The sequence below is a fragment of the Halomonas sp. CKK8 genome, from assembly GCF_029625235.1.
GTDB classification, from domain to species: Bacteria; Pseudomonadota; Gammaproteobacteria; order Pseudomonadales; family Halomonadaceae; genus Halomonas; species Halomonas ventosae.
The window spans coordinates 2,508,705-2,522,341 of the sequence record NZ_CP121193.1; the positions used below are offsets into that span (position 1 = coordinate 2,508,705).

Below are 13,637 nucleotides of genomic sequence, written 5' to 3' on the forward strand. Positions count from 1 at the left end.
CTCGAAGTCATTTGGCCGGGGCCTCTTCGGCCTTGTCGACGGCATCGGCGCGCAGCTTGAAGCGCTGGATCTTGCCGCTCGGGGTCTTGGGCAGTTCCTCGACGAACTCGATCACCCGCGGGAAGGCGTGGGTGGAGAGCCGCTCGCGCACCTGCTTGCGGATCTCGTCGGCCAGTTCGTCGCTGGGCTCGAAGCCCTCGCGCAGCACCACGTAGGACTTGATGATCTCGCCGCGGATCTCGTCGGGCTGGCCCACGGCGGCGGACTCGGCGACGGCCGGGTGGGTCATCACGCTGTTCTCCACGTCGGTGGGGCCCACCCGGTAGCCGGCGGTGGTGATGATGTCGTCGTCGCGACCGGCGAACTGGAAGGTGCCGTCCTCGTTGCGGATCACCACGTCACCGGTCAGGTAGTACCCTTCGGCGAAGGGGTGCTTCTCCTGCCAGGTGTAGCCGGCGAAGAAGTGCGCCGGGGAGTTCTCGATGTCCACCGCCAGCACGCCCGGCTCGCCCGGGGGCAGTTCCCTGTACTCGGCGTCGAGGATTGCCAGGCGGTAGCCGGGCATCGGCACGCCCATGGCGCCGACATGCTTGGGATGGTCCAGGGCATGGTGGTTGTTGCAGGTCATGCCGGTCTCGGTCTGGCCGTAGTGGTCCATGACCGGGCAGCCCAGGGAACGCTCCACCCAGGTCACCACCTCGGTGTTGAGCGGCTCGCCGGCGGAGCTCGCCGCGCGCAGCTCGAGGGTCTGGTGGGCGTCGTCGAAGAGGCCGGAGGCCTTCATCAGGCGGTAGGCGGTGGGCGCGGCGGCGAAGTTGGTGATGCGGTGGCGCTTCATGAAGGCCAGCGCCCCCTCGGCGGAAAAGCCCGCCTCGCAGAAATGGGTGGTCACCCCCAGCAGCAGCGGCCCGGCAATGGCGTAGTAGAGGCCATAGGCCCAGCCCGGGTCGGCCATGTTCCAGAAACGGTCGGTGTCGCGCAGGTCGACGGCCAGCTCCATGTAGAGGGCGAAGGCCGGCATGGCGGCCAGCGGCACGGCAACCCCCTTGGGCTTGCCCACGGTGCCGGAGGTGAACATCTGCAGGAAGGGCTCGTCACGGGAGAGGCGCGGCGGCGTGGTCTCGCCCGGTGCATGCGCCAGGGCATCATGCCAGTCCAGGTCGTCGGCGTGGTCGGCATCGGGGCCACCCACGGCAAGCACCGGCGGGCACTGGGTGAGGCCATCGAACTTGAAGCGGTTGGCGTGATCGGTGATCACCAGCCTGGTGTCGGCGCGGCCCAGGCGGTAGTCCACGGCGTCCGGACCGAAGGCGGTGAACAGCGGCTGGTAGACGGCACCGATGCGCCAGGTGGCCAGCACCGCCACCAGCAGCTGTGGCGAGCGCGGCAGCATGCAGGCGATCCGGTCGCCCACGCCCAGGCCGCGCTCGGCGAACCAGCCGGCGAGCCTGGCGCTCTCGGCATCGAGCTCGGCGTAGGTCAGGGTGTTGACCTGGCCCTGGGTGTCCTCGTGCACCAGGGCCAGCACGTCGCCGCGGCCGGCACGCAGGTGGCGCCCGCAGCTGGACTCGAAGGCGTTGGCCTTGCCGTCGCGGTGGTCATCGAGGCGCGCGATGACGTCGTCGATGGAAAAGGTCTCGAGGTAGCTCTGGTAGTCGGGAAGGGTGCTCATGTACTGCCCTCTCGCGGTTTGTGCTTGTTGTGGCGGCAAGCAAGGTTTGTGGCGACTGATGCTGGCGACGAAGGAAATGGCAAGCGCCGGCGCTGGCGTGCACGCCCACCTTCTGATTAGATGCAGTTGACGTAAGCGTCAACCTATCAAGCGCTAGGTACAAGCTAGAGGCTCCCGGGGAACGGGGCAACCCCTGAACGGCAGGACGGGACTAGACGATGGTCGAGCGTAGCGGGCCGGCGGCGCCCGGGAGGTCAGACTCGATGGGTGATCATGGCGACCAGCTCGTGGGCCAGGTCATCCGGGGAGCGCGGACCGGCGGGGTCGTACCAGCGCACCGTCCAGTTGAGCGCCCCCATCACGAAGCGGGCCACCAGGAAGCGGTCGCCATGGATCAGCCCCTCGGCCAGGGCCGCGTCGATCACCGCTTCCCACAGCGCCTCGTAGGCATCGCGCAGATGGCTCAGGTGGTCCCGGGCCTCGGGATCGAGACGGCGCCACTCGTAGAGGGCCACCACGTGGGCGTTGCGGTCGGTGAGCAGGGTCTCGAGGTGCGCGCGCGCCATGGCCTGCAACCGTGCCTCGGCAGAGTTGTCGCATTCCTCGAGGGCCGCCTTCGCGATGACCAGGGCGTTCTGGGTCCCCTCCTCGATCACCGCCGCCAGGATCTCCTGCTTGTCGCGGAAGTGATGGAAGAGGCTGCCGGACTTGATGCCCATCTCCTGGGCGAGCATGCGCACCGTGGTCCGGTCGAAGCCCTCCTGGACGAACAGCTGGGCGGCCTGGCGGGTCAGCTCCTTGCGACGCGGTGAGTCATTCATTACATTCATCGAGATTTACACTAGCGCTTGCTTGGTTGACCCTGAGAAAACCACAGCCCCGCGGACGGGTCAACGCGGCGCCGTCCGAGATCACGGCCACAATGACAATGCGGCCCCAGCCGGGGCCATCACGCCACACCGGGAGTACCTACCATGAGCCAGTCCAGCGATATCGTCTTCCTCTCTGCCGCACGCACGCCCATGGGCGGCATGCTGGGCAGTCTTTCGAGCCTTACCGCCCCGCAGCTGGGGGCCACGGCAATCCAGGCCGCCATCGAGCGCGCCGGCATCAGTGCCGACAGCATCGACGAGGGCATCATGGGCTGCGTGCTGCCCGCCGGCGTCAAGCAGGGCCCGGCCCGCCAGGCCATGCGCCAGGCCGGCATTCCCGACACCATCGGCGCCACTACCATCAACAAGCTGTGCGGCTCGGGCATGAAGGCCACCATGCTGGCCCACGACCTGATCCGCGCCGGCAGCGGCGAGGTGATACTGGCCGGCGGCATGGAGTCCATGTCCAACGCGCCCCATGTGCTGACCAAGGCCCGTGCCGGCTATCGCCTGGGCCATGGCGAGCTCAAGGACCACATGTTCCTTGACGGCCTGGAGGACGCCGAGACCGGCAAGCTGATGGGCGTCTTCGCCCAGGACGTCGCCAGCGGGCGCAGCTACGGCCGCGAGCGCCTGGACGACTTCGCCATCGCCTCGCTGGAGCGCGCCATGGAGGCCACCAACGCCGGCCACCTGAAGGCCGAGATGGCACCGGTCACCGTAACCAGCCGCCACGGGGAAAGCGTGGTGGACCACGACGAGCAGCCCTTCCAGGCCAAGCTCGACAAGATCCGCTCGCTGCGCCCCGCCTTCGCCAAGGACGGCACCATCACCGCCGCCAACTCCAGTTCCATCTCCGATGGCGCCTCGGCGCTGATCCTGGCCAGCCAGGCGGCGGCCGACCGCCTGGGCGCCAGGCCGATCGCGCGGATGCTGGGCCACAGTACCCATTCGCGCCACCCCAGCGAGTTCACCATCGCCCCGGTGGGTGCCATCGACAAGCTGATGAAGAAGCTCGACTGGGGCGTGGATGATGTCGACCTCTTCGAGATCAACGAGGCCTTCGCCGTGGTGACCCTGATGGCCATGGACGACCTGGGCCTGCCCCACGACAAGGTCAACGTCTTCGGCGGCGCCTGCGCTCAAGGCCATCCCATTGGTTCCACCGGCTCGCGGATCATCGCCACCCTGATCCATGCCCTGCGCACCAAGGGCGGCAAGCGCGGCATCGCCAGCCTGTGCATCGGCGGCGGCGAGGCCACCGCGGTGGCGGTCGAACTGGTCGACTGATGGGGAGCGTCACGCTCGACACGCCGGCGGGTGGGCTGCATGCCGCCCGCTGGCGGCCGGACACAACAGAGGCGACGCGCAGCCCCATCGTGCTGCTGCACGACTCCCTGGGCTGCGTGGCGCTATGGCGGGACTTTCCCGCCGGGCTCGCCGAGGCCAGCGGCCGGGAGGTGATCGCCTACGACCGCCAGGGCTACGGCAAGTCGGCGCCCTGTCCGGGCCCGCAACCCCCCAGTTTCATCGCCGACGAGGCGGAGGCCTTCCATGCGCTGCGCGAGCGCTTCGGGCTCGCGCGCTTCGTGCTCCTCGGCCATAGCGTGGGCGGGTGCATGGCGGCCGAGATCGCCGGCCAGCATGCCGACGGCTGCGAGGCGCTGATCACCGTGGCGGCCCAGGCCTTCAACGAGCCATGCACCCTGGCCGGCATCCGCGAGGCGGAGCAGGCCTTCCAGCATCCTGCCGCCATGGCGCGCCTGGCGAAGTACCACGGCGACAAGGCCGAGTGGGTGTTGAGAAGCTGGGTCGACAACTGGCACTCCGAGACCTTCGCCGACTGGACACTGGACGGCGCACTGCGCCGGGTGACCTGCCCGACACTCGCCCTCCATGGCGAGCACGACGAGTATGGCTCTCGGGCCCAGCCCGAGCGCATTGCCTCGCTCACCCCCGGGCCGAGAGCGCCCCATATCCTGGCCGACTGCGGCCATGTACCCCACCGCGAATGCCCGGAACGGCTGATCGCCGCCCTGCTGCCCTTCCTGGCGGCTCCCACCTCGAACTGACGCTCAGCGCCGCCGGCCGGCTCCGTCATTGCGATGATAGCGTCCAGCCTGTCTGCTCGAGACAATGCCCTTGCACTGCCCATGACGGTCATGGCGCGAGGAGGAGACCTACCATGCGCGAGGGGATGGAGCGCTACCAGTCCTGGATCTACCTGCTGTGCATCATGGCGGGCCTGGGACTCGGCCTGGCCAGCCCCGGCCTGGCCAGCGTGCTCGAGGGAGGCCTCTGGCCGCTGCTGGGAGGGCTGCTGTATGCAACCTTCACCCAGATTCCCCTGGTCCGCATAGCGGATGGCTTCCGGGACTGGCGTTTCCTCTGCGCCCTGCTGATCGGCAACTTCCTGGTGATCCCGCTGACGGTGGGCTGGGCGGTAGCGGGACTGCCGCTGACGCCGGCCATTCAGGCCGGGATATTGCTGGTGCTGCTGGTGCCCTGTACCGACTGGTTCATCAGCTTCACCCATCTCGGCAAGGGGGATACGGCCCGGGCCATCACCGCCGCGCCCCTGCTGCTGCTGGTGCAGCTGCTTGCCCTGCCGCTCTACCTGTGGCTGTTCCTCGGCGAAGCCTGGCTGCGCCTCGCCGTCGGCTCCCACCTGATCAGCGCCTTCGCCGGCCTCATCCTCGCCCCCCTGCTGCTGGCATGGGTCACCGAACGCCTGGCCACGCGACACCGCCAGGCGGGGCAACTGATCCATGGCCTGGGCGTCCTGCCGGTCCCGCTTCTGGCCCTGGTGGTGCTGGTGATTGCGGCCTCGCAGATCACCACCGTGGTCGAACTCTCCGATGTGCTGCCTCAGGTCCTGGCGGTATTCATCGCCTACCTGCTCTTCGCGGCCTGCCTGGGCAAGCTTCTCGGCCGGCTGTTTCGGATCGAGGCATCTCGGGCCCGTACCCTGGCGTTCAGCTTCGGTACTCGCAACTCCTTCGTGATGCTGCCGCTGGCCCTGACGCTGCCGGACGCCTTGCAGGCCGCCGTGGTGGTCATCGTCTTCCAGTCGCTGGTCGAGCTGTTCGGCATGGTGGCCTACCTGAGCTGGGTGCCGGGCAAGCTGATTCCGGAGCCTCCCAGCGGCTGACGACCGCCGCAAGCGCCTCATGAAAGCCGGTAGGCTTGCCCCCTCGACAGGCGTCCGCCCTCGCCTGCCCGGAATATTGACAGGCCGATGGGCGCGTCTAGTGTCGCGGGGCCGCCAGGCGATCCAGTCGCAATCGCTGGCGACCATCGAACAGCCGCCGGCTGCCCGCGGCCACCGCGGCGAGGGTGCCGAAGCCGGTTCCCAGGGTGATGGTGAACATCACCAGTATCTGGTACTTCACCGCCAGCGCCGGCGGGCTCCCGGCGAGAATCTGGCCGGTCATCATGCCCGGCAGGCTGACTACCCCCGCCGCCGCCATGGCATTGATCATCGGCATCAGGCCGCTGCGCATCGCCTCGCGGCGAATGTCGCCGACCGCCTCCTGCCAGTGCTGGCCGAGCATCAGCCGGTTCTCGATCACCGCGCGCTGGCGCCAGGCGGTGTCGGTCAGGCGGTCCAGGGCCAGGGCGACCCCGGTCATGGTGTTGCCGAGCATCATGCCCAGCAGCGGGATGGCGTACTGGGGGAGGTACCAGGGCTCGGGGCCGATGATCACGGTGAGCGTCAGCACCGTCACCGTGAACGAGGAGAGAAACATCGCCACGGTGCCGATGCCGAAGGCCCAGCCGCCGATCAGCCGACGCTTCTGCCGCGCCATCACCTCGCGCCCGGCAATCAGCAGCATGCCCAGCGCCATCAGCGCCACCCACATCAGCCGCTCGGCGGCAAACAGCGCCTCCAGCACCAGCCCCACCAGGGCAAGCTGGACCACCGTGCGCGCCGCGGCGACCAGCAGGCTGCGGCCCATCCCTAAGCGCAGGGCGGCGGTGCTGCCCGCCAGCGCCACCACCATCAGCGCCGCCAGGGCCAGCTGCCACCAGGTCAGCGCGATCACGTCCATGACGCCGCCTCCACGAGTTCGCTTCCCTCGATTCGCCAGTGGCGCTCTGCCACCCGCTGGATCTGGGCGGGGTCGTGGGCGACCCACAGCACCGGCCAACCGCGCTCGCGAATGCTCGCGACGAGCCAGGCCTCCACCCGGCGGGTGGTGGCGTCATCCAGGTTGGCGGTGGGCTCGTCGAGCAGCAGTGCCATGGGCTCGCGGCTGATCGCCCGCAGCAGGGCCAGGCGCTGCTTCTCCCCCGACGATAGCCGCGAGACCTGCCACGCCAGCACCTCGGAGGTGAAGCCCAGCGCTTCGAGATCCGCGGGAGCGGCCTGCGGCATATGCTCGCCCACGCTATCCGCCCACCACTGGCTCTCGGCCGGCACCAGCATCACCCGCGCCCGCCACACATGCGCCGGCAGCGCCGCCTGGGAGATATCGCCCAGCCACACCTCGCCACCGTGGGGCTCGAGGTCGGCCACGGCACGCAGCAGGCGGCTCTTGCCGGACCCGCTGGGGCCGGAAAGGCAATGGATCTCGCCGGGGGCGACGGCCAACGACACGCACGAGAGCGAACCGTTGGTCACGCCGTCGAGTCGCAGGGTCGGGCTTGCGGTCACGGGGCACCTTTCTTCACCAGGGGGCTGCATGATAGCAGGCCCGCCATTCCGCGGAGGCCACCGCAAGGCATCGCCCCATCCAGGACCCCAGCGAGGTCTCGCCGGTCTTCCAGCGCGCCCCGGACCAGCGCAACGCGCCCCGAGTCCTCCGCACCACCGGAGCAGGCGGTGCAATGCCCAGTGGCATTGATCATATACGTTCTTCCACATATCTTAAGTGGCGACACGCCCGATCCATTGAACCGTCTTACCGGACATCCCGTGACAAACACATCGCCGAACGACCTGCCCAATATCGACCGCACGATCTTCCGGGTGCCGGATGCTGCCAGCCTGGGCATCCCCGTGGACCGCGAACATCCTCCGCGCATCCTGCTGCTTTACGGCTCGCTGCGCAGTCGATCCTTCAGCCGCCTGGCGGTGGAAGAGGCCGCCCGGCTGCTGCGCGCCATGGGCGCCGAGACTCGCATCTTCGACCCGAGGGGGCTGCCGCTGCCCGACACCGAGGAGGCGACCCATCCCAAGGTGGTGGAACTTCGCGAGCTGGCCGAGTGGGCCGAGGGCATGGTGTGGTGCTCGCCGGAACGCCACGGCGCCATGACCGGCATCATGAAGGCCCAGATCGACTGGATCCCGCTCGCGCTGGGCGCGGTGCGCCCCACCCAGGGCAAGACCCTGGCGGTGATGCAGGTGTGCGGCGGCTCCCAGTCATTCAACACGGTCAACCAGCTGCGCGTGCTTGGCCGCTGGATGCGCATGGTGACCATCCCCAACCAGTCCTCGGTGCCCAGGGCCTTCATGGAGTTCGACGACAACGACCGCATGAAGCCCTCGCCCTTATATGACCGCATCGTCGACGTCATGGAGGAGCTGGTGAAGTTCACGCTGATGGTGCGTGGCCGCAGCGAGGCGCTCACCGACCGCTATTCGGAGCGCAAGGAATCGGCCGAGCAGCTCTCCGCCCGGGTCAACCAGCGCGCCATCTGACAGGAGTCACACCATGACCGCACATCAGGAATCCCAGTCTCCCAGCACGTCGGAGGGCATGGGGCTCTTCGAGCGTTTTCTCTCGGTCTGGGTGGCGCTGGCCATCGTCGCCGGCGTGCTGCTCGGCCAGTTCGCCCCGGCGATCCCCGAGACCCTCTCGCGCTTCGAGTACGCCCAGGTGTCGATCCCGGTGGCGGTGCTGATCTGGGCGATGATCTTCCCCATGATGGCGCAGATCGACTTCACTGCCATCCTCGGCGTGCGCCGCCAGCCCAGGGGGCTGATCATCACCACCACCGTGAACTGGCTGATCAAGCCCTTCACCATGTTCGCCATCGCCTGGTTCTTCCTGACCGTGGTGTTCGCCCCCTTGATTCCCGCCGAGCGCGCCAGCCAGTACCTGGCCGGGGCCATCCTGCTGGGCGCCGCCCCCTGTACGGCCATGGTCTTCGTGTGGAGCTACCTGACCCGGGGCGATGCCGCCTACACCCTGGTGCAGGTGGCCCTCAACGACCTGATCATGCTGTTCGCCTTCGCCCCCATCGTGGTCTTCCTGCTCGGCGTCTCCAACATCCAGGTGCCCTGGGACACGGTGGCCCTGTCGGTCTTGCTGTATATCGTCATCCCGCTCACCGCGGGGTATCTGACCCGGCGCGCCCTGATCGCCCGCCGCGGCAGCGAGTGGTACGACAACGTCTTCATGAAGAAGGTGGGCCCGGTAACCCCCGTCGGGCTGATCATCACCCTGGTGCTGCTGTTCGCCTTCCAGGGTGAGGTGATCCTCGAGGCGCCGCTGCATATCGTGCTGATCGCCATCCCGCTGATCCTCCAGACCTTCCTGATCTTCTTCATCGCCTACGGCTGGGCCAAGGCGTGGAAGGTGCCCCACAACGTGGCCGCTCCCGGGGCGATGATCGGCGCCAGCAACTTCTTCGAGCTGGCGGTGGCGGCCGCCATCGCGCTCTTCGGTCTGCAGTCCGGCGCGGCCCTGGCCACGGTGGTGGGCGTGCTGGTGGAGGTGCCGCTGATGCTCGCCCTGGTGCGCATCGCCAACAACACCCGCCACCACTTCCCCGAGACCGAGACGAAGGCCACGGCCGAGGCCAGGGGCTGAGAGCCATGGCCATCGAGGTCAGCGACAGCGCCCGCGAATGGCTCAAGCGCAAGGGTGGCGTGGCCACGGTACGCCTCTCGCCCCGCCACGGTTGCTGCGGCGGCGGGGCCGACATCGCGGTGGCCGAGGCCAGAGCCCCGGATGATCCAGCGTGCTATACACGCGTCGAGTTCGAGGGGCTGTCGCTCTACATCGACCCGACACTGGTCGGCCAGGGCCTGCGGGTCAACGTCGCGGGCTTCCTGGGAATGGGGCATCTCTTCGTGGAGGGCGTCTCCCCCACCCGCTCCTAGAGGCTGACCAGCACCCCACCGCCTGCCAACAGGGTGACCACTGCCCAGGCAGGCAACTTCCATACGCTGAGCAGCAGGAAACCGGTCAGGGCCAGGGCGAACTCCCGCGGGCCGAGGATGGCGCTGGTCCACACCGGCTGGTAGAGAGCAGCACCGAGGATACCCACCACGGCCGCATTGGCCCCGCGCATCAGCGACTGGGCGCTGTCCCAGCGCCTGAGGCGGTTCCAGAACGGCAGCACGGCGACCAGCAGCAGCAGGCCGGGCAGGAAGATCATCACCAGGGCCAGGGCGGCGCCGACCAAGGGCAGGCCGAGCGGCGCCATCACCGCCCCCAGGTAGGCCGCAAAGGTGAACAGCGGCCCCGGCACCGCCTGGGCGGCGCCGTAGCCGGCCAGGAAGGCATCGGGCCCGACCCAGCCCGATTGCACCACCTCCGCCTCCAGCAGCGGCAGCACCACATGGCCACCGCCGAACACCAGGGCACCGGCGCGGTAGAAGGCGTCCATCACCGCCAGGGTGGTGGAGGGTGTGAGCCAGGCCAGCAGCGGCAGGCCGACCAGAAGCCCCGCGACACCCAGACCCGCGAGCCGCCCCGCCCAGGACGAGACGGGGAAGTGCATCGTACCCCGGTCGGGCTCGGTGTGGGCGCGGCACAGCAGCAGGCCGGCGACGACGCCGACCAGGATGGCGGCCACCTGCCCCAGGGGGCCGACGACCAGCACCGCGGTGAGCACCGCGGCCAGGGCAATGCCGGCGCGCACCCGATCAGGGCAAAGGTTGCGCGCCATGCCCCACACGGCATGGGCGACGATGGCCACTGCCACCACCTTGAGGCCGTGGATCAGCCCCTGGCCGAGCGGCCCCTCGAACGCCGCGGCGCCCAGGGCGAAGAGCACCAGCAGCAGGGCCGAAGGTAATGTGAAGGCGGCCCAGGCGGCTGCCGCGCCCCAGGGGCCGCCCCGCATCAGGCCCAGGGCGAAGCCTACCTGGCTGCTGGCCGGCCCCGGCAGGAACTGGCAGAGCGCCACCAGGTCGGCATAGTCGCGCTCCGAGAGCCAGGCACGCCGCGTCACGAACTCGGCGCGAAAATACCCCAGGTGCGCAATGGGTCCGCCGAAGGAGGTCAGCCCCAGCAACAGGAAGGCGCGAAATACCTCCAGGATACGCCCCGGCGGGCGAGTGACCTCGGTCATGCGGTGATCTCCCGAATCGAACAGTCCAGCGCGCCATACTATCCGGCGGGAGATGACGGGCCCATGTCAGCCACCGCCTTCGACTCGAACCGGGCCAAAGGTCGACCTTGCCAGCCGAGGGCGGGCCGGCGACGATGCAGTGATGACCGATCTCCTGAGACGCCATCCGCTCCTGATTATCGTGCTGGGCCAGCTGTGCGGCACCTCACTATGGTTCTCCGTCAACGGCGTGGGGCTCGCGCTATCGCGCGACCTCGGGCTCTCCGAGGCCGACCTGGGCCGACTCACCCTGACCGTCCAGGCAGGCTTCATCGTCGGCACCCTGTTCATCGCCACCACGGGGCTGGCCGACCGCTTCCGCGCCAGCCGCATTTTCGCGGCCTCCTGCCTGGCCGGCGCCCTGACCAATGCCGGCTTCGTGATGGCCGCCTCGTATCCGCCGCTGGACCTGCTGCTGCGCTTCGCCACGGGGCTGTGCCTGGCCGGGATCTATCCGCTGGGCATGAAGCTCGTCATCGGCTGGACGCCGAAGCACACCGGGGCCGCACTGGCCTGGCTGGTGGGTATGCTGACCCTGGGTACCGCCCTGCCCCACCTGCTGCGCGGCACTACCCTGGGGCTCCCCTGGGAGTGGCCGCTGATCGGCGCCTCGGCGCTGGCGCTGGCGGGGGGTGGCCTGATCCTTGCCTTGGGTGACGGCCCGCACCTGCCGCCCTACAGCGGCAGGGCCAGGTTGCTCGACGGCCTGGCCGCGCTGCGCGAGGCACGCTTTCGCGCCGTGGCCGGCGGCTACTTCGGCCACTGCTGGGAGCTCTACGCCCTGTGGACGCTCACCCCCTTCCTGGTCGCCCGCGAGGTAGGTCGGCTCGGGGCTCCGGAGGCCTGGGTGCCCTGGCTGTCATTCGGCGTGATTGCCCTGGGGCTGGCCGGTTGCGTGGGGGGCGGGGCCCTGAGTCGCCGGCTGGGCAGCCTGTGGGTCGCCCGACGGGCGCTGGCCGCCTCGGGACTGATCTGCCTGGCCTATCCGCTGCTGACCTGGTTGCCGCCGGGGCTGCTGCTGGGCTTGCTGGCCGCCTGGGGGCTGACCGTGATCGCCGACTCGCCGCAGTTCTCGGCCCTCGCCGCCGCGACAGCGCCCCGGGAACGCGTCGGCTCCACGCTGGCGGTGATGAACGCGGTGGGCTTCGCCCTGACCATCCCCGCCATCTCGCTCACCACCACCCTGTGGGAGTGGCAGGACGCCTGGGTCGTCTGGTGGCTGCTGCCCGGCCCCTTGCTGGGACTCTGGGTCATGCGCGGCGTGGCCGCCGACTTGCCGGCCACCGCCCCCCCGCAGTCCGGTGCCGCCGGGGATTGACGTCGATCAAGGTCGCCACGGGTCGCCCTGGAAAATATATGCATAAGCATATATCATGACCAGACCCTCTCGACGCGTCCCGATACGAGGCACTCATGCCGCCCCCCACCAATAGCACCGCTCCCTTCACCTCTCGGCTGCTGACCCTGGCCCGGGAGAATCCCGACCAGGTGCGCTGGATCGGCGCCGTGGTGGGCATCTTCCTGCTGATCTACTTCCTGCCCGCCGGCACGTCGCGCTTCGACAACGCCGTGCTGGAGGGTATCCGGCTGACCCACTGGTACGCCCAGGAGCACGTCATCCTCTGCCTGCTGCCGGCCTTCCTGATCGCCGGCGCCATGGCCGCCTACCTGAGCCAGGGCGCGGTGATGCGCTACCTGGGGCCCTCGGCCCCCAAGCCGGTAGCCTTCGGCATGGCATCGATCTCCGGCATGCTGCTGGCGGTATGCTCCTGTACCGTGCTGCCGCTGTTCGGCGGCATCTACAAGCGTGGCGCCGGCCTGGGACCGGCGGTGGCCTTTCTCTACTCGGGCCCGGCGATCAACGTCATGGCGGTGGTGGTCACCGCCAAGGTGCTGGGGCTGGAGCTGGGCCTGGCACGGGCCATCGGCGCCATCGTCTTCGCCGTGGTGATCGGCGTGATCATGCACCTGATCTATCGCCGCGAGGAGCTGGCACGCAGCCAGGAAAATGCTCGCGGCTTCGCCGCCGACGACGACGGACGCCCGCTGGGCCAAGTGGTGGCCTTCTTCGGCCTGATGGTGGGCATCCTGGTGTTCGCCAACTGGGCCGCCGCCGACAGCCCGGCGTGGATGGCCATCCACGCCTGGAAGTGGCAGATCACCGCGGTGCTCGGCGGCCTGTTCGCCCTGCTGCTGATGCGTCGCTGGGGTTGGCCGCTGCGCCAGGTGGCGATGCTGGCTGGCGCCGTGACGCTGGCCGCCCTGCTGGTCCCGGGGGTGCCGGAACTGGCCTTCGCCGTAGGCATCATCGGCATCATGCTGATCGCCACCCTGCGTGACTCCGACCGCGAGTGGGCCGAGCAGAGCTGGGACTTCACCAAGCAGATCATGCCGCTGCTGCTGGTCGGGGTGTTCGTCGCCGGACTGCTGCTGGGCCGTCCCGGCGAGGAGGGCCTGATTCCCTCAGAGTGGGTGGTGCTGGCGGTGGGCGACAACGGTTTCCAGTCCACCTTCCTGGCCTCGCTGCTGGGCGGCTTCATGTACTTCTCCACCCTCACCGAGGTGCCCATCGTCCAGGGCCTGATCGGCAACGGCATGGGCAAGGGCCCGGCCCTGGCGCTGCTGCTCGCCGGCCCGGCGCTCTCGCTGCCCAACATGCTGGTGATCCGCACCATCATGGGAACCCGGAAGACCCTTATCTACTGCGCGCTGGTGGTGGTCATGGCGACCTTCACCGGCTATCTCTACGGCCAGCTGTGGCCGTGACCCTGCCTTTCCCCAAACCGCACGTCCACGAGGAGAACGCC

The 13,637-nt window shown here is 69.0% G+C and carries 13 protein-coding genes; 8 read left to right on the forward strand and 5 right to left on the reverse strand.

All coding sequences use genetic code 11. The annotated features are described in order from the left end of the window. Nucleotides 1-7: 7 nt before the first annotated feature. Together P8934_RS11910 and P8934_RS11915 are read right to left on the reverse strand one after the other, a co-directional pair. On the reverse strand, nt 8-1,672 hold the full coding sequence (locus P8934_RS11910; protein ID WP_278031232.1) for an AMP-binding protein: 1,665 nt from the start codon (nt 1,670-1,672) through the stop codon (nt 8-10). A gap of 254 nt (nt 1,673-1,926) precedes the next feature. Beyond that, nucleotides 1,927-2,493: a TetR/AcrR family transcriptional regulator gene (locus P8934_RS11915; protein ID WP_278031233.1), complete on the reverse strand. Its 567-nt coding sequence runs from the start codon at nt 2,491-2,493 to the stop codon at nt 1,927-1,929. 153 nt (nt 2,494-2,646) lie between these two features. Between P8934_RS11915 and P8934_RS11920 the strand changes: the two genes are divergently transcribed. The 3 genes from P8934_RS11920 (at nt 2,647) to P8934_RS11930 (ending at nt 5,695) form a co-directional block, all read left to right on the forward strand. Further along, nucleotides 2,647-3,834, forward strand: coding sequence for an acetyl-CoA C-acyltransferase (locus tag P8934_RS11920; RefSeq protein ID WP_278031234.1), 1,188 nt, complete (start codon nt 2,647-2,649; stop codon nt 3,832-3,834). After that, nucleotides 3,834-4,616: an alpha/beta hydrolase gene (locus tag P8934_RS11925; RefSeq protein ID WP_278031235.1), complete on the forward strand. Its 783-nt coding sequence runs from the start codon at nt 3,834-3,836 to the stop codon at nt 4,614-4,616. The genes P8934_RS11920 and P8934_RS11925 overlap by 1 nt, the downstream gene beginning before the upstream one ends. A 113-nt stretch (nt 4,617-4,729) precedes the next feature. Further along, nucleotides 4,730-5,695, forward strand: a complete 966-nt coding sequence (locus P8934_RS11930) for an arsenic resistance protein (protein ID WP_278031236.1) — start codon at nt 4,730-4,732, stop codon at nt 5,693-5,695. A 97-nt stretch (nt 5,696-5,792) separates the two neighbouring features. Here the strand turns inward: P8934_RS11930 and fetB are convergent, their stop codons facing one another. Both fetB and P8934_RS11940 read right to left on the reverse strand, forming a co-directional pair. Continuing rightward, nucleotides 5,793-6,596, reverse strand: coding sequence for an iron export ABC transporter permease subunit FetB (gene fetB / locus P8934_RS11935; protein ID WP_278031237.1), 804 nt, complete (start codon nt 6,594-6,596; stop codon nt 5,793-5,795). Continuing rightward, a complete protein-coding gene (locus P8934_RS11940) occupies nt 6,587-7,201 on the reverse strand; it encodes an ATP-binding cassette domain-containing protein (protein WP_278031238.1) in 615 nt (204 codons plus the stop codon). The genes fetB and P8934_RS11940 overlap by 10 nt, the downstream gene beginning before the upstream one ends. Nucleotides 7,202-7,462: 261 nt before the next feature. Here P8934_RS11940 and arsH point away from each other — a divergent pair, with 261 nt between their 5' ends. The 3 genes from arsH to P8934_RS11955 are packed head-to-tail and all read left to right on the forward strand — an operon-like array spanning nt 7,463 to nt 9,595. Continuing rightward, complete coding sequence (arsH, locus tag P8934_RS11945; RefSeq protein ID WP_278031239.1) at nt 7,463-8,188, forward strand: arsenical resistance protein ArsH; 726 nt, start codon at nt 7,463-7,465, stop codon at nt 8,186-8,188. 13 nt (nt 8,189-8,201) lie between these two features. After that, entirely contained in the window at nt 8,202-9,302 is a 1,101-nt protein-coding gene (gene arsB, locus P8934_RS11950) for an ACR3 family arsenite efflux transporter (protein ID WP_278031240.1), read from the forward strand. Nucleotides 9,303-9,307: 5 nt separating this feature from the next. Continuing rightward, nucleotides 9,308-9,595, forward strand: coding sequence for a CC/Se motif family (seleno)protein (locus tag P8934_RS11955; RefSeq protein ID WP_278031241.1), 288 nt, complete (start codon nt 9,308-9,310; stop codon nt 9,593-9,595). Here the strand turns inward: P8934_RS11955 and chrA are convergent. Continuing rightward, nucleotides 9,592-10,791 carry a chromate efflux transporter gene (gene chrA / locus P8934_RS11960; protein ID WP_278031242.1) on the reverse strand — a complete coding sequence of 400 codons (1,200 nt, stop codon included), beginning with the start codon at nt 10,789-10,791 and terminating at the stop codon, nt 9,592-9,594. The genes P8934_RS11955 and chrA overlap by 4 nt on opposite strands. Nucleotides 10,792-10,933: 142 nt before the next feature. Between chrA and P8934_RS11965 the strand changes: the two genes are divergently transcribed. Both P8934_RS11965 and P8934_RS11970 read left to right on the forward strand, forming a co-directional pair. After that, a complete protein-coding gene (locus tag P8934_RS11965; protein ID WP_278031243.1) occupies nt 10,934-12,148 on the forward strand; it encodes an MFS transporter in 1,215 nt (404 codons plus the stop codon). Between the two features lie 95 nt (nt 12,149-12,243). After that, nucleotides 12,244-13,596 (forward strand): permease, encoded by a 1,353-nt coding sequence (locus P8934_RS11970; protein WP_278031244.1) that lies wholly within the window; start codon nt 12,244-12,246, stop codon nt 13,594-13,596. Nucleotides 13,597-13,637 lie beyond the last annotated feature (41 nt).

Bases quoted from the DNA above. Each gene is read 5' to 3' on its own strand.
- P8934_RS11955 (WP_278031241.1), top strand. From the start codon at position 9,308: ATGGCCATCGAGGTCAGCGACAGCGCCCGCGAATGGCTCAAGCGCAAG.
- P8934_RS11925 (WP_278031235.1), top strand. From the start codon at position 3,834: ATGGGGAGCGTCACGCTCGACACGCCGGCGGGTGGGCTGCATGCCGCC.
- P8934_RS11930 (WP_278031236.1), top strand. From the start codon at position 4,730: ATGCGCGAGGGGATGGAGCGCTACCAGTCCTGGATCTACCTGCTGTGC.
- chrA (WP_278031242.1), bottom strand. From the start codon at position 10,791: ATGACCGAGGTCACTCGCCCGCCGGGGCGTATCCTGGAGGTATTTCGC.
- fetB (WP_278031237.1), bottom strand. From the start codon at position 6,596: ATGGACGTGATCGCGCTGACCTGGTGGCAGCTGGCCCTGGCGGCGCTG.
- arsB (WP_278031240.1), top strand. From the start codon at position 8,202: ATGACCGCACATCAGGAATCCCAGTCTCCCAGCACGTCGGAGGGCATG.
- P8934_RS11920 (WP_278031234.1), top strand. From the start codon at position 2,647: ATGAGCCAGTCCAGCGATATCGTCTTCCTCTCTGCCGCACGCACGCCC.
- P8934_RS11970 (WP_278031244.1), top strand. From the start codon at position 12,244: ATGCCGCCCCCCACCAATAGCACCGCTCCCTTCACCTCTCGGCTGCTG.
- P8934_RS11910 (WP_278031232.1), bottom strand. From the start codon at position 1,672: ATGAGCACCCTTCCCGACTACCAGAGCTACCTCGAGACCTTTTCCATC.
- P8934_RS11915 (WP_278031233.1), bottom strand. From the start codon at position 2,493: ATGAATGACTCACCGCGTCGCAAGGAGCTGACCCGCCAGGCCGCCCAG.
- P8934_RS11965 (WP_278031243.1), top strand. From the start codon at position 10,934: ATGACCGATCTCCTGAGACGCCATCCGCTCCTGATTATCGTGCTGGGC.